The following is a 14,796-nucleotide window of genomic DNA, read 5'->3' on the forward strand; positions in this document are numbered from 1 at the left end:
ATATACAGGCTCAATCAGCAAAAATCAAGAGGCTGTAAGAAATAAAACCTGCCTTTGATTAATTTCCCTGTACAGACACAAACAGCCTGACTGCCACATACAGTTACATATAGGCTTTTGCCTACATAACTTTGTGGAGGTGAGGATGGTGACAGGTGTTTTTGCAGCGCTCGGGTTTATTGTGAAAGAACTCGTGTTTTTAGTATCATACGTGAAAAATAATGCCTTTCCACAACCGCTCTCAAATAGTGAGGAGAAAAAATACTTAGACCTTATGGCTGAAGGCGATGAACATGCCCGCAACATGCTGATCGAACACAATCTCCGTTTAGTCGCCCATATTGTGAAAAAATTCGAAAATACGGGAGAGGACGCAGAAGATCTGATCTCCATCGGTACAATCGGGCTGATCAAAGGAATTGAAAGCTACTCAGCCGGAAAAGGCACGAAGCTTGCCACATATGCCGCACGATGTATTGAAAATGAGATTTTAATGCATCTGCGCGCATTGAAAAAAACGAAAAAAGACGTCTCCCTTCATGATCCGATCGGCCAGGATAAAGAAGGGAATGAAATAAGCCTGATCGATGTCCTCAAGTCGGAAAGCGAGGATGTGATCGACACCATTCAGCTCAACATGGAACTTGAAAAGGTCAAAAAATATATCGATATTTTAGACGATCGCGAAAAAGAAGTCATCGTCGGCCGCTTCGGGCTTGATTTAAAAAAAGAAAAAACGCAGCGCGAGATCGCAAAGGAGCTCGGCATTTCAAGGAGTTATGTGTCGCGGATTGAAAAACGCGCATTGATGAAGATGTTTCATGAGTTTTACCGGGCGGAAAAGGAGAAGCGGAAGAAGAAGGGAAAGTGAGCGAAAAGCCGGATCTGACACTCCGGCTTTTTTCGCATTTTAGGACATTCCTCTTCAAGTATAACTTCAGGATTTAAAAGTAAAACATAACAAATGAATAGAATTGGTACAATCGTTAACCTTTTTAATGATTTTGAACCTCATAGGAACCCTTACATGACAGGGTTTTTGTTGTTTTTCATTGTTTATCAAGATCTAAAGCAAAAGAACTTGCTATTTCTCAAATACATCCACCAAATTTTCAATGTTAGTTTGCTTTTCATACATACTACTAATAAAAGTAAAACCTTATTAGAACTTTACAAGACAAGCTGAATTGACTATAGTCTAATTAGACTAAAATATTAATGTAAAGAAGTGAAAGATCAGATGATAAAGTCTTTTTTAATGTTGGGGCAGTCGAATATGGCGGGCCGTGGATTTTTGAATGAAGTAGACCCTATCTATAATGAAAAAATTAAAATGCTGCGTAATGGACAGTGGCAGATGATGACAGAGCCGATTAATTACGACCGTCCGGTTTCCGGCGTTGGCTTGGCGGCATCTTTTGCAGATGCTTGGTCGAAAGCTCATCCCGATGAAGAAATTGGCTTGATCCCTTGTGCGGAAGGCGGCAGTTCATTGAATGACTGGCATCCGGAAGGCATCCTTTTTCAGCATGCTTTGTCCGAAGCCCGCTTCGCCCTCCGTTCCAGTCAAATTTGCGGAATCCTTTGGCACCAAGGTGAGAGTGACAGTTATCGTTCGCTGCATGAAACTTATTACGAGAAATTAACTCTTATCATTGAGACGCTAAGAAACGAGTTGAAACTTGATGATGTACCGTTGATTATTGGAGGGCTTGGTGACTTTCTTGGGAAGACCGGTTTTGGACAGCACGCGTCTGAATTTCGACAGGTTAATGAACAATTGCTGCGTTTTGCTAATGAACAACAGAATTGTTATTTTGTTACTGCGGCAGGTTTGACTGCGAATCCTGATGGCATTCATTTAGACGCAGCTTCACAACGCAAATTCGGTTACCGCTATTTCGAGGCTTTTTCGAAAAAGCACCATATCCTGAAACCCATTTCGGGAGAGGAGCAATCACTGAAAGTGAAGGGTGACTATTCTAAAACAGAACAGATTTACCTTCATAGTATGGATTTGGCTTCGGGTAAAATCACGTACGCGGAATTTGAGGCGCGGATGGCGAAGGTGATGAAACCATGATTCCCTTACTTATCCTTGGCTTGCTCATCCAAAACCCCGGAGCTCACGGCTATGAACTTCTGGCCTTAATGGAAAAACGTCATTACAAATACATTGTTAACTTCACGAAAGGTTCATTTTATTACAATCTGCAGCAACTTGAAGAAAAGTGTTTGATTGAACAGATTCAGCAGAAACCCTCAACCAGCGGGCGTGAAATCCGTAACTTTAAAGTCACAGATTCGGGAAGGGCAGAATTTGAAAAATTAATGATCAAATACGGCACCAAATCGGAATATGTGAACCTGCAATTTTATGGGGCGTTACTCTTTGCCGATGAAATCGACAAAAATAAATTACTGGATCTGATCCAATCACAAATTGATCAGACTAAAACTCGAATCGAGCTCCTTGATGAATACCTGTCCATCACTCAAGAAATTCCCGGCACAATCAATTACTTTCGCCGTATGAATGAAAATTCCCGTTCACATCACTTGGTTAATTTAGAGTGGTTCGAAAAATTGAAAGCAGAAATAGAGTGAACTATTGCATAATAAAAAAATGCAATGTGGAATATATAAGAATATTTTAGCTAAATATAAAACCTGTGTCGCAGATATCTAGTAACACTATTGATACAGGTTTTATACCCCTTCTTTAATTAAACCAGCTAATAGGGTTGTCAACACTTGCCCCCCAACAAGAGCAAGTGAATCTGCTGCGCGTTCTTCTTTTTCAATCCGTATGAATAACCACTTTTCACCACCTATTCAGTATCAAGTAAGTCAACTGATTTTTCTCCTTCTTCCGCTAAACTGCTGCTTTAGTCGAATAAAAAAAGTGATCTCCCTTAAGGAAGAATCACTTCCTCTAATTGAACAAGCAGTGAAGATGAACATCGTTCTCGACATCAACTAAAATTTTTTAACTGCCTCCGCGTATGCAGCTTTCAATTGATTGATAGTAAACCCCTCCCGCAAGAAAACTCCGTCTTTTTCTATTTTCTTTTCAATATAAAACAATGATAACTTTCTTTCATCTTATGAAACCCAACCAGTTATTAGATGTTTTCTTTATCTGTACAAATACAGGTGAGTAACTTAATTTATTACATATAAGTTATCCTGCAAAACTGTGCACGAAATGTCGGGCAGATACATTTCGCTCCTGTTATTCTTTTGTTAAAGGAGGTCAAATAAATGGATTCGCTTAAAAGGATGAACAGCGCATTAACGTATATTGAAGAAAACCTCACGAACGCTATTGATTTCAAAGAAGCAGCAAGGCTTGCTTTCTGCTCTGAATATCATTTTAAAAGGATGTTTTCCTTCCTTACAGGTATTTCATTATCGGAATATATTCGCCGCAGACGTCTTACTCTTGCAGCTTTTGAACTTAAAGACAGAAGCGTAAAGGTGATTGATCTTGCAATAAAATACGGTTATCACTCACCAGATTCTTTTGCACGAGCATTTCAAAATCTGCATGGCATAAACCCATCAGAAGTTAAACATAATGGCCATTCACTTAAAGCTTATCCGCGAATGACCTTCCAGTTATCAATCAAAGGAGGAAATGAAATGAACTATCGCATTGAAGAAAAAGAGGCATTTCGCATCGTCGGCATTAAAAAAAGAGTCCCTATTTTGTTCAAAGGCGTGAATCCTGACATTGCATCGATGTGGGAAAGTTTAGATGAAGCAGCAATCAAACAACTAAAAGAGCTTTCTAATACAGCGCCTGCAGGGCTCATCAGTGCATCCACGAACTTTTCTGAAGGCCGGACAGAGGAAAACGGAGAGCTTGATCACTATATTGGCGCAGCCACAACGAAACATTGCCCAAATCACCTATCACAGCTTGAAGTCCCTGCCTCAACATGGGCTGTATTCGAAGCAGCCGGATCATTTCCGGATGCACTGCAGGAAGTATGGGGGCGGATTTATTCCGAATGGTTTCCATCGTCACATTATGAACAAATTGAAGGCCCAGAAATCCTGTGGAACGAGCATAAGGATGTAACATCGCCATCTTTTAAAAGTGAAATTTGGATACCCATTTCAAAAAAGGAATATATCTGACAATGAAATTAGAGGAATTAAAGGTTTTAAGGAAGGGGTCTTATCCCTTCCTCTTTATGTCACTAACCCGATCTGCGGCAATATTGATGCCACTAATCTTCGAATTGAGTTTTTTAATGAGCAGAGCCGATCTTACTGAAAATATAAATTGAGGTGTATTGCGTTTTGATGATCTGCTTCTCACTTCTTATTTTCCGCCTTAACGCCCGATCATTTCTGCAATTCTTCCCCAAAGTCTGACGTTGATGATTGACCGCCAAGTCTCCCGTTTTGATTCCTGCCTTCACGGTTTCCCGAAGTGAGTTTTCTATTAATTCCGCTGCTTCTTTCCGGAAATAAATCACTTCACAACAGACAAACTGAAGGCGGTATAAAAAAACAGCTCCGTTAAAATGGCCGGAACTGTCTTTCAATTTGCAGTTATCTCCATCCGTTAGTTTAATTAGAATTCAGATAATCCAAGACACGATCAACTCTTTCATTGACTGAGTAATCTCCTTCAATTTTTAACAATGGACAAGATAAATCCGCCATCCAATGTTCGTGTAAAGCTTTGCTTCTAACTTCCATTCCGGAATGATCATATAAAGACGCCCACTCTAAAAATGTTTTTGATTGTTCATATTTACTGCCGCCGGCTAACACTTCGTTTCCATAACGCTGAAATTCCCTATGCCTTAATCTCTCAAGCCGTATGTCCTGCGGAATCCATAAGAAGATGACTAGGTCAAAATAACTTTTTAGATCATCGCCCCAGCGGCACACTGCGCCAGAAAGAATCCATTTCTCATTTATTGTCAAGTCTTTTTCAAGCAACTTTCTTCTTTCAGGGATTTCTCTTTTTTTAGTGAATTTATCTGTCCAATAGTAATCATCAGTATCAAGATGCGTATGCGGCAAATGCTTTGATAATGCAACACCCAATGTTGACGTTCCGACACCAGAGGCTCCCAATATGTGAATCTTATTTTTCATACTTCCCCTCCTTATGAAGCAACCAAACTCCCTGTTGCATAAGATACTTACTATTATTTTGACATAAATCCCCAAAAACCTTTACTTTGCCAGGGGAATCCAGATGCGGTTAAAACCATACCGCTTACGAACTTCATAGTCATTTTCAAACAGTGATTAACTTTCTCTCCGGCCTATTTTAATATCCTCATACACTTTTTCAAAAGTCTCGATTGGCAGTGAAAACTTGGTTGTTTTCTCGTTGCGGTAATTGATTACGATCTCAATTTGATTATTTTTTTGTTCAGACCCAATAAGTGCATTCTCCCATTTATCTCTGATTGAAATGATACAATTTTCCATTTTTCTTTTCCTTTTTCTTATAAATGTAATTCACTTTAACTCCCCTTTCATTGATCGGCAAAAGGTTCCGTAATAAGGAAGCTCCTCCAAAAAAGGATCAAAACTTTTATCAAGTTTGATCCTTTTCCCTTTTTAGTCATTTCTTCGCGAACGTTTATAGACATTCATGGTTACCAGCCAGCTCATAACAACGATTCCTGTAAAAAGAATGAGCATATTACTGTACAAATAAGCGGAATGATCATCGTTAACAGGCAGCAGCCTTTGATTCAGCAAGCTGATCGATAATAAACCGCCTGCAATCGAAATACCCGTTCCCTCTGATAAAAAGCTCGTAAAATTAAGCAGACTCATTCCGGCGCCGGCTTCCTTTTGTTTCAAACTGCCAGACACAATTGTAGATATAACCGTTTTTGTGAAGGAGAGCCCCCCAAAAACAAAAACGATTATGACGGTCATAAGCCAAGGTGCCGCATCTATGAAAAAGGCAGCGATTAAAAAGCTGGAAGACATCAATACAATCCCAATGGTCAGCACATACAAAGAACCTTTCCGATCAACAAGCAATCCTCCAATGTAACCGAAGATGATGACGCTCATCGTCCCGGGGAACATAATCCCGCTTCCAATTGCCGCAGTACTTAAATGGTGAACATCTTTCATCATATAAGGAACCATAGACACAAATCCTGCAGCAGTGCCGAATATCAGGCCTCCGCTAAGGACGCCCGTCATAAACAAAACATTTTTCCCCAGTGCAGGGTCAACAAAGGGATCTTGAGTTTTCCTAATATGTTTCACAAATATCAGGAAAGCCAGAATACTGATGATCAGAAAAGACATTCTATATGACGTTGTAAACAGCAGAAAAAATACGATGCCTGCAGACATTAATAAAATCCCCGTCATATCAAAGCGCCCGCTGATTCTTTCTTCCTTTTCCAGCAGTTTCATCAGGAATGGAACGGTGATAACTGTTGCTGTCGGAATAAGCAGCAAATATGACCAGTGAATATAATGAGCGATCATTCCGCCGATAGCTGGTCCGACACCTTCCCCCATTGCCACCAGCGACCCGATCAGACCAAATGCTTTACCCCTGTTTTCTTTCGGAATATAGCGTACTACTGCAACCATCACAAGAGCCGGGAATGCGGCTGCACCAGCCCCTTGAATAAATCGGGCCAGAATGAGTACAGGAAAGAAAGAGTGTCCGACAAATCCAATGATCGATCCGAAGCCATTTACCATAATTCCAAATAGGAGCAGTTTTTTGATGCCCAGCTGATCTGATAACTTCCCATACAGAGCAGTTCCGATAGAAAAGGTTAACATAAAAGCCGTGTTCACCCAGTTTGCACTCGCTGGCAGTTTATGAAAATCGTTAGCGATATCAGGTAGCGAGACGTTCAAAACCATTTCATTTAATACGCTGAAAAATGACAAAACACAAAGCCAAATGAACACTTGGTTGTGCCGTAAAGCTGACTGTGAATAAGGCGTATTCACAAATTTCCCTCCATTAATGAGGGCAGACGCAGTTTATAGGGCCATTGATACGCTTCCCTCTTTTAATTGTACCCTGTTCATTTTTTTGCACTTCATACATAACTCCCCCTGCATTGATTGATATACCTTATTATAAATCCTCAAGCCGATGTTTTGAATACTTTGCGGCACACACCCGCTAAATGACGAAACATCAAATACTGTTATATTTAAAATTTACAGTACCAAAAAACCGCAATTTCATTTGCTGTTGAAAAATTGGAATAAAGCATTGTATCGACCGCTCCTATGACAAAGTTATATTTGGCATAAAAATGACAAGCTGAAACATTAATATCTTGTGTTTCAAGCATAAGACCGCATAAATGATTCTCCTTTGCCCACTCAATCGCTTTATGTAATAAAGCCGTCCCGACACCATTTTTTCTATAATCTTTTGCAACGGCAATGTCTTCAATCAGTGCGTATCCATTCCAATTAGAACGAAGCATACTCCGGCCGACACAGTCGTTCTCTGCGTAATAAAAAAAGACAACTTTATCCGCTTCTTTAATATAACTGACATCAATGTCTTCATCGTCATATTTTTTGACATAAGGTTCAGCAAATTTCTCCTCTGTATATGTCCAAACATTGTTTTCAAATGAAGGGATGATTCTCCCTGAAACAACGAAAGGTTCGTTTGGTTTATAGAAGTCTTTCATATTGAATTGAGTCATTTTAGTTATCATCATAATCGCCTTTCTGCAGTTATTGAACTCACTTTACACCTTTTGAACTGTTGATTCGTCTGCATGTCACGAAGACTAAAACAAAAAAGATACCAACATTGATTGGTATCATCTATTCGTTCGAGCCCTTACAACAACATCCTATTTCGGAGCTTCCAAACCAAATGTTGTCCATTCCTCTTTTGCCGGACCATAAATACCCGGAACAGGTAAACCTGCTTGTCTCATAAGGACAGTCATTTGTCCTCGATGATGGTTTTGATGTTGAATTAAAAACATCAAAAGTGAACCATTCGGCAATTGCTGACCAATAAAGTTGACACATTCTTGAAGTGTATCGTCAGTCCATTGCGTTTTTAACGCCTGCACAAATGCATTACTGGCTTGATGATAACTCTCAGCAATAAACCGCGCCGATGCAGGAACAGGATAATCTTCAGCCGGAGCGTGGAACGTTAAATCTGTGTTCGAGGTAATGATATGAATGGCCGCGACAGTATGCCATGCAATACGGCCTAAAGTCCAATGTTGTGAAGTGATTTCTTGTTTAAGTGATTCATCAGTCAGATGATTCAGCAGTTTTTGTGTCGCATCGGCTTCGAATTCCCAAGATTTCAAAAAATGGTCTAAGGTTTGAAACATAAAAATCCTCCTTATCCTTTTTTGTGTTTCTATGTATCTGCAGTTCAATTATAGTGCTCCGTTTAGTTAAAAAAGAACAAAACGATACACAGACAATACAATAACAGACAAAATATAAGAACATAACAGATCACTCTATACTTCCTTTTCTTCAATCGGCAAAAAAGGATAGCTGTTCAAACAGGATTCTTCTGTGTCTAATATTTTCGCTTTACAAAAGTCCATACCGTCTTAGTGATTGAACCGGAGATAAAACAGCTCCCCGTCATCATAGCCACCCAAATGAAAAATGTCGGTTCGGCACCTATTACAATAAACATAAATATCAAGGACAAAATGAATACAATAACAACCATCATCCATACTTTTTTGAAGATGAAATATCCTAAAATCCCTAACAGAAAAGAAGCTGCCGGAAGAAAAATGAGAATGATATACGCGGGACTCAACAGCGGGCTAATACAAACACCTCCCAATTTTAAAACGAGGAAGTTCCTACTTTTTGTCTGATATCAAATGATTTGAAGTGATTTATTTCATCTTGATATTACGTCTTTTCATTCATTTTATACATATTATACCAATACAATTGGGTCAAATATAGATATTTGTTCATTTTTAACATATTTTCGGAAAATCAGGAGTGATTTAAAGTCGGAGGATAGCCCGCTTTTTCTTTTCCTAGTAAGCCCTGCCGCATTGGCTTTAGCCGATCTGCTTTCTCATTGTTTTTGCAGCGCTAATATTCTCATAATCGTGTGCATGACGCTGCTTTCGTCATTTGATTTGATGACAAAGTGCGCCGCATCTTTTATTTCATCAATGGCGTTCTTAACCGCAAAGCTGTAGGAAGCCGCTTCCATCAATTCTTTGTCATTGCGGCCGTCTCCGAATGCCATTGTTTCATCAGCCGAAACCCCTAATAATCGCTGCAGTTCTTGTACTGTTGATCCTTTATGTATTCCGATATTTGATATGTCCATCCAGGTATCTTCTGATGCTACGATATATAATTGGTGAAAAAATTCATGCAGCTTTTCTCTCGTTTCCGGACAGTTGGCGTCGGGGTCATGAACCGTAATCTTGATAAAATCGTCTTTTATCTCAGTAAAATCAGTTATTTTCGTTACATGTGCATAAGAGGCATTTACATATTTCATTTCACTTTCAGACAGATTTTCTTTTACGATCGCGCCTTTTTTTGTGCACGCGATAATGGTGTGCCCGCAGCTGATTTTTTCTAAAGCGCCTATAATTGACAGTCCGGCTTTATTGCTGATCAAAGATTCATATACGAATTTGCCGTTCTTTTTCATACGTGCGGCACTGTCTCCTAAAATCCAAAAATCTTTCGCGTCTTCTCCGAATAAGGCTTCCACCCTTTCACACTGTTTCCCGGTGCAGATGGCGAAAGCGACATGCTGTTCCTCCATTACTCGTTTTGTCTTTTCAAATAACGTTCTGTCAAAATCGCCTTGATTATTTAAAAATGTGCCGTCTAAATCCGTAATCACTAATTTAATCATCGTTCAGCACCTCCGCAGTTAAAATGTCTTTTTTCAGACAAAGGGTTTTTCACATTTGAGAATGGAATCAATCGCGTTTAAGACCCCTTCCTCATTGTTTGATTGCGCGATATGCGCCGCGGCCTGTTTAATGCTTTCCTGCGCATTATCCATAGCGACTCCGTATTTCACGGCAGACACCATCTCCAAATCATTGCCGCTGTCTCCGAAGGCCGCGCATTCTTCATCATTTATCCCCCATTGTTTCTGGAGAAGCCTAATCCCGCTTGCTTTATGAAGCCCCGGTATGATCAGATCTATGTCACCGTGCCCGCTTGATACAGGCGTGACGAAATACCCGATGGCGTCTTTTAAATGCCTCAGAAGTGCGGAACAATGTTCGGCGGGAGAACTGATGGAAAATTTTAAAATGTCATCATCGATGTTTTCAAAATGCGGCACCCTTTTTAACACATAATAATACTTACTGGCATGCAGATATTCATCTTCACTGGCATTTTCATGAATATACGCGCTTTTTTTTCCGCAGACAATGACGTTTTTCACCTCATACTGCTCTAAAGCACGGATCACTGCTTTTATAGTGTCTTCAGACATGTTACCCGTGAATAATTCTTCTCCGGCATTCACGACGAAAGCGCCATTCTCGGCAACGAAAGCGATTTCACTTTTGATTTCCGGAAAGAAGGATGTAAGCTGCGCATATTGGTTTCCGCTTGCTACGGCAAATTTAATTCCCCGCGCTTTTAATTCACGATACTGATTCATAAAACGCTCTTTGTTATATGCCATTTCATCATTCAAAAACGTTCCGTCCATATCAACCGCTATCAGTTTGATACTCATATTGTCCTCCTTTTTTCGGCCGCTTTTGTCAGCAACCCTTGAAGAGATCATAATAAAGCGTATGAACGAATTATATCCGCAGTTGTTTTGCACCGTAAATCATTGGCTGACGTCTTGTTTTGAATGACACAAAAAGTGATTTGTCACATAAAAATAACACTATGTTTCTTTTAAAAATGATATGTTACGATGAGATGTACATTCACCATTCTCATAAAAAGGAGAATCCCCCTGCATGTTCACACACGAAATGATTGCTTCATTTAACGAGCTTGAAACTTCTTTATACAACTACATCTCCCAAAACAGCGAGAAAGTCGTCTATATGCGAATCCGTGAATTGGCAAATGAAACCCATGTATCTACGGCTTCTATTTTACGTTTCTGCAAAAAAATAAACTGTGAAGGGTTTTCGGAGTTTAAGGTGAAGCTGAAAATGTATGCGGAGGCAAATAAAAAAACGATTTTAAAGAGTCCCCATCATTCCGTTGCCGAGTTTTTTGAAAGAACAGTAAGCGGAGGGATGGAAGAAAAGCTGAAGGAAGCAGCAGCCCTTGCAGCCGATGCAGAAAGCGTCATTTTTATCGGAGTGGGTAGTTCAGGAATTCTCGCCGAATACGGAGCCAGATATTTTTCGTGCTTAGGGAAACTTTCAATGTATATTAAAGATCCTTACTTTCCGGCCCATTCCCATTTCCGCCATAACAGCATCACGATCGCATTATCGGTTTCAGGTGAAGGAGATTCTACGGTGACTCATCTGAATCAGCTGAAACAAGAAGGAAGCCGGGTCATCAGTATTACAAATCATAAACATTCAACCATTGCCAAGATGTCCGATGTGAATATTTCATATTACGTGACGGAAGAATGGGTTGAAAATGCGAATATCACCACCCAAATCCCCGCTATGTACATACTTGAATCAATGGCTCGGGAGATATACAAATTGAGAGATTAAATTCAGGAACGGACCACGGAAATTTCGGCCTTTTTGTAAAAGTAACGAGAAACCCTTCTCTGCTGCCAGAGAAGGGTTTTGAAGATCACAGATGAGACACAATACACTTTGCATGGCCCGCCAGTTTATATTCTCCCAAACCGGAAGGCAGGAGAATGTGATCTCCTTTTCTAAAGGGATGTTCATGCCCGCCTGCAATTATTATTCCGTCTCCTTCGATCACGCTGACAAGAAGGAAGGGATGATTCTGGAATAAATTTGCTTCACCTTTTACATCCCACTTTTCGACTGAAAAATAAGGACATTCTATTAAAACAGCTGCCAGCAGATCATCTGTTTGTTTATATTGAACGGTCGGCCGTTCACGGACAGATGGAACGTCTGTCACTTCTATACTTTTTTCCAAATGGAGCTCGCGCAGCCTGCCGTCCGCATCTTTTCTTCCGTAATCATACAATCTGTAAGTCGTATCTGAATTTTGCTGCGTCTCTAAAATAAGTGTGCCCTTTCCAATCGCGTGAACGGTGCCGCTTGGGACAAAAAAGAAATCTCCCGGCTTTACCTTAACTCTGTTCAGAAGTCCGTCCCATTCTCCGCGCTCAATCATGGATATCAGTTCTTCTTTTGTTGTTGCGCTGTGGCCGAAAATGATCTCCGCATCTTTTTCACAATCAATGATATACCAGCATTCGGTTTTTCCAAGTTCCCCGTTTTCATGCATTTTGGCAAAGTCATCATCCGGATGCACCTGAACGGACAGGTCTTGGTCCGCATCCAAAATTTTTGTAAGAAGAGGAAAACGGTCTCCTTCAAGGTTTCCGAATAAATCTCTGTGATGCTCCCACAATTCACCGAGCGTACATCCTTTATACATGCCGTTTCGAACTGTGCTCTGCCCATTTTGATGAGCGGCAAAGGCCCAGCACTCCCCTGTCCGCTCGGACGGAATATTATAGTGAAAATCACGCAGGGCGGCGCCTCCCCAAATTCTTTCTTTGAAAACCGGATTGAAAAATATCGGTTCAGTAGACATGATCATCCCCCGCTTTATTCGATTTCTTCCAGAAGCTCATACGCCTCTTCTTTTGTCTGAACGGAGAGCAGCCTTTCCCTATAGCTGTCATCCATCAGTTTTCGGGATAACATCTGCAATATTTTCAGATGCTGATTTCCGCCGCTTTCCTTCGGTACGGCAATCATAAAAATCAGTTTTGCATCAGAACCATCAAGGCTGTTCCAGTCAACACCCGAACGTCTTATTCCGAATGCGACACCCGGCGTTCTGACGGCATCAGACTTTCCGTGCGGAATGGCGATATTCATACCTATCGCCGTGGTTCCCTGCTGTTCACGGCTCAAAATGGCCTGCTTAAATCCGCTGTCAGACAGAAGCATACCTTTACGGGACAATTTCTCGATCATTTCATCGATAATGTCATCCCTCGTTTCGCCGGATAAATGCGGTTCAATCAAGTCCGTGCTGATAATGTCAGTCAGTTTTTTGATTTCGGTCATCCCGGCTTTTCGGCTGTCAGCCTGAGATGGTTCCTTTGTTTCTTTTGCCGCTGCAGCTTCATTTGGTGCGGCAGACGGCAGCACCTCACCGGGCGCGGGGGATTTCGCCATATCTTTCTTCAGTACATTAACCAACAGAGCGGTGACAAGAGAGCCTGCTGTTACAGCGATAAAAAACATCAATACATGATCTACTGCTCCAAGTACAGCAACGATGGGGCCGCCGTGTGCCACTCTGTCCCCCACATGGCCGATCATCGCTATCACCGAGCCGGTCATAGAACCCGCCATAATACTCGGGATCACACGAAGGGGATCTTGGGCCGCAAATGGAATGGCTCCTTCCGTGATACCGAAAAGGCCCATCGTAAATGACGCTTTTCCCATTTCTCTTTCTGCGGCGGCGAATTTTCTTTTTCCTAAAAACGTCGCAATCCCAAGCCCTATCGGCGGTATACAAATGGAAACGGCAATCGGGCCCATAATTTCATAATTTCCTTCTCCGATCATTGCCGATCCGAATAGAAAGGCCACCTTGTTTACGGGTCCTCCCATATCAAAAGAGATCATCGCTCCTAAAATCAATGCCAGGAGAATTGAGCTCGAGCCTTTCATTCCCGCAAGCCAAACCGTTAATGATGCGAAAATATGAGCGACGGGGGCGCCGATCAGAAATACAAACGCCAAACCGACGATCAGTGAGGCAAACACCGGAATAATAATGATCGGCATAATCGGCTGTATTGCTTTAGGAACTTTACATTTTTTGATTCCAAGCGCCGCATATCCCGCCAAAAATCCCGCAATGATTCCTCCAAGAAATCCTGCGCCGCTCGCACTGTCGTAAAAGCTGCCGGATGCCGCAATATATCCGCCGATCATTCCGGGGACAAGACCCGGCTTATCGGCGATGCTGAACGCGATGTACCCGGCTAAAATCGGGATCATGAATGAAAAAGAAGCGCTGCCGATCTGTTCAATCGTTTTCCAAAAAGACGCATCCGGAATGACTAAGCCCTTTGGTGTTTTTTCTCCTCCAAGCGTCAATGCAACCGCTATCAATAATCCGCCGACGACAATGAAAGGAACCATAAAAGAAACGCCGTTCATTAAATGACGGTAAATCGGATTTTGTTTTTTGCCCTGCTGACTTGCGGATTCAGTTTTTGAAGCAGATTGATAGACCGGCACTTCACCGCTAAGCGCTCTTTGAATTAATTCTTCCGGTTTGCGGATGCCTTCCTGAACCCCGACGGCCAGCAGCTTTTTTCCCGCGAATCGGTCTTTGTTCACCGAACGGTCCGCCGCGATAATGATTGCGTCTGCTTCCCGGATTTCCTCTTCGGTCAGCCTATTTTCCACCCCGATTCCGCCCTGGGTTTCCACTTTGATCTCAACGCCTAATCTGCCGGCTGCTTTTTGTAAATTTTCAGCAGCCATATACGTATGGGCAATGCCGTTCGGACATGATGTAATCGCTAACAGTTTCATATAAATCCTCCTTTGCAGTCTGAATTTCAAGATCTTGTCTCAACTTTATACTGAAATCAGCCTGTGATAAGCGCGTTTTTTTACCATAAGTTCCGGAAATAACGGCATTTTT

The 14,796-nt window shown here is 41.4% G+C and carries 15 protein-coding genes and 1 pseudogene; 5 read left to right on the forward strand and 11 right to left on the reverse strand.

Annotated features, from left to right (window positions below; translation table 11 throughout):
* The first annotated feature begins 145 nt into the window (after positions 1-145).
* The 4 genes from sigK (at position 146) to HAP68_RS12440 (ending at position 4,146) form a co-directional block, all read left to right on the forward strand.
* A complete protein-coding gene (gene sigK / locus HAP68_RS12425) occupies positions 146-871 on the forward strand; it encodes an RNA polymerase sporulation sigma factor SigK (RefSeq protein ID WP_020956104.1) in 726 nt (241 codons plus the stop codon).
* 369 nt (positions 872-1,240) lie between these two features.
* Complete coding sequence (locus tag HAP68_RS12430; RefSeq protein ID WP_024085631.1) at positions 1,241-2,083, forward strand: sialate O-acetylesterase; 843 nt, start codon at positions 1,241-1,243, stop codon at positions 2,081-2,083.
* Positions 2,080-2,607: a PadR family transcriptional regulator gene (locus tag HAP68_RS12435; RefSeq protein WP_003152833.1), complete on the forward strand. Its 528-nt coding sequence runs from the start codon at positions 2,080-2,082 to the stop codon at positions 2,605-2,607. Before HAP68_RS12430 ends, HAP68_RS12435 begins: the two co-directional genes overlap by 4 nt.
* A 657-nt stretch (positions 2,608-3,264) precedes the next feature.
* Positions 3,265-4,146, forward strand: coding sequence for an AraC family transcriptional regulator (locus HAP68_RS12440; RefSeq protein WP_024085632.1), 882 nt, complete (start codon positions 3,265-3,267; stop codon positions 4,144-4,146).
* 438 nt (positions 4,147-4,584) lie between these two features.
* Here HAP68_RS12440 and HAP68_RS12445 read toward each other — a convergent pair whose 3' ends face one another.
* The 9 genes and pseudogenes from HAP68_RS12445 to HAP68_RS12480 all read right to left on the reverse strand — a co-directional run bounded on the left by HAP68_RS12445 (position 4,585) and on the right by HAP68_RS12480 (position 10,717).
* Positions 4,585-5,121, reverse strand: a complete 537-nt coding sequence (locus tag HAP68_RS12445; RefSeq protein ID WP_003152819.1) for an ATP-binding protein — start codon at positions 5,119-5,121, stop codon at positions 4,585-4,587.
* Positions 5,122-5,277: 156 nt separating this feature from the next.
* Positions 5,278-5,497, reverse strand: a pseudogene (locus HAP68_RS19710) (hypothetical protein).
* A gap of 98 nt (positions 5,498-5,595) precedes the next feature.
* Positions 5,596-6,972, reverse strand: coding sequence for a Tet(L)/Tet(K)/Tet(45) family tetracycline efflux MFS transporter (tet, locus tag HAP68_RS12450; protein ID WP_024085634.1), 1,377 nt, complete (start codon positions 6,970-6,972; stop codon positions 5,596-5,598).
* Positions 6,973-7,005: 33 nt separating this feature from the next.
* Positions 7,006-7,068, reverse strand: a complete 63-nt coding sequence (locus tag HAP68_RS19805; RefSeq protein ID WP_134816631.1) for a tetracycline resistance efflux system leader peptide — start codon at positions 7,066-7,068, stop codon at positions 7,006-7,008.
* 113 nt (positions 7,069-7,181) lie between these two features.
* Entirely contained in the window at positions 7,182-7,703 is a 522-nt protein-coding gene (satA, locus tag HAP68_RS12460; protein ID WP_024085635.1) for a streptothricin N-acetyltransferase SatA, read from the reverse strand.
* A 141-nt stretch (positions 7,704-7,844) separates the two neighbouring features.
* On the reverse strand, positions 7,845-8,345 hold the full coding sequence (locus HAP68_RS12465; protein WP_003152812.1) for a DinB family protein: 501 nt from the start codon (positions 8,343-8,345) through the stop codon (positions 7,845-7,847).
* A gap of 197 nt (positions 8,346-8,542) precedes the next feature.
* Positions 8,543-8,821 (reverse strand): DUF2651 family protein, encoded by a 279-nt coding sequence (locus HAP68_RS12470; RefSeq protein WP_306674666.1) that lies wholly within the window; start codon positions 8,819-8,821, stop codon positions 8,543-8,545.
* 246 nt (positions 8,822-9,067) lie between these two features.
* On the reverse strand, positions 9,068-9,871 hold the full coding sequence (locus HAP68_RS12475; RefSeq protein ID WP_015387972.1) for an HAD-IIB family hydrolase: 804 nt from the start codon (positions 9,869-9,871) through the stop codon (positions 9,068-9,070).
* A 33-nt stretch (positions 9,872-9,904) separates the two neighbouring features.
* Positions 9,905-10,717, reverse strand: coding sequence for a Cof-type HAD-IIB family hydrolase (locus HAP68_RS12480; protein WP_024085636.1), 813 nt, complete (start codon positions 10,715-10,717; stop codon positions 9,905-9,907).
* Positions 10,718-10,952: 235 nt separating this feature from the next.
* Here HAP68_RS12480 and HAP68_RS12485 point away from each other — a divergent pair, with 235 nt between their 5' ends.
* Entirely contained in the window at positions 10,953-11,678 is a 726-nt protein-coding gene (locus tag HAP68_RS12485; RefSeq protein WP_003152806.1) for a MurR/RpiR family transcriptional regulator, read from the forward strand.
* A gap of 85 nt (positions 11,679-11,763) precedes the next feature.
* Here HAP68_RS12485 and manA read toward each other — a convergent pair whose 3' ends face one another.
* Both manA and HAP68_RS12495 read right to left on the reverse strand, forming a co-directional pair.
* Entirely contained in the window at positions 11,764-12,711 is a 948-nt protein-coding gene (gene manA, locus HAP68_RS12490) for a mannose-6-phosphate isomerase, class I (protein WP_024085637.1), read from the reverse strand.
* Positions 12,712-12,725: 14 nt separating this feature from the next.
* Entirely contained in the window at positions 12,726-14,684 is a 1,959-nt protein-coding gene (locus HAP68_RS12495) for a fructose-specific PTS transporter subunit EIIC (protein ID WP_024085638.1), read from the reverse strand.
* Positions 14,685-14,796 lie beyond the last annotated feature (112 nt).

The sequence above is a fragment of the Bacillus sp. Bvel1 genome (assembly GCF_014872755.1).
GTDB classification, from domain to species: domain Bacteria; phylum Bacillota; class Bacilli; order Bacillales; family Bacillaceae; genus Bacillus; species Bacillus velezensis.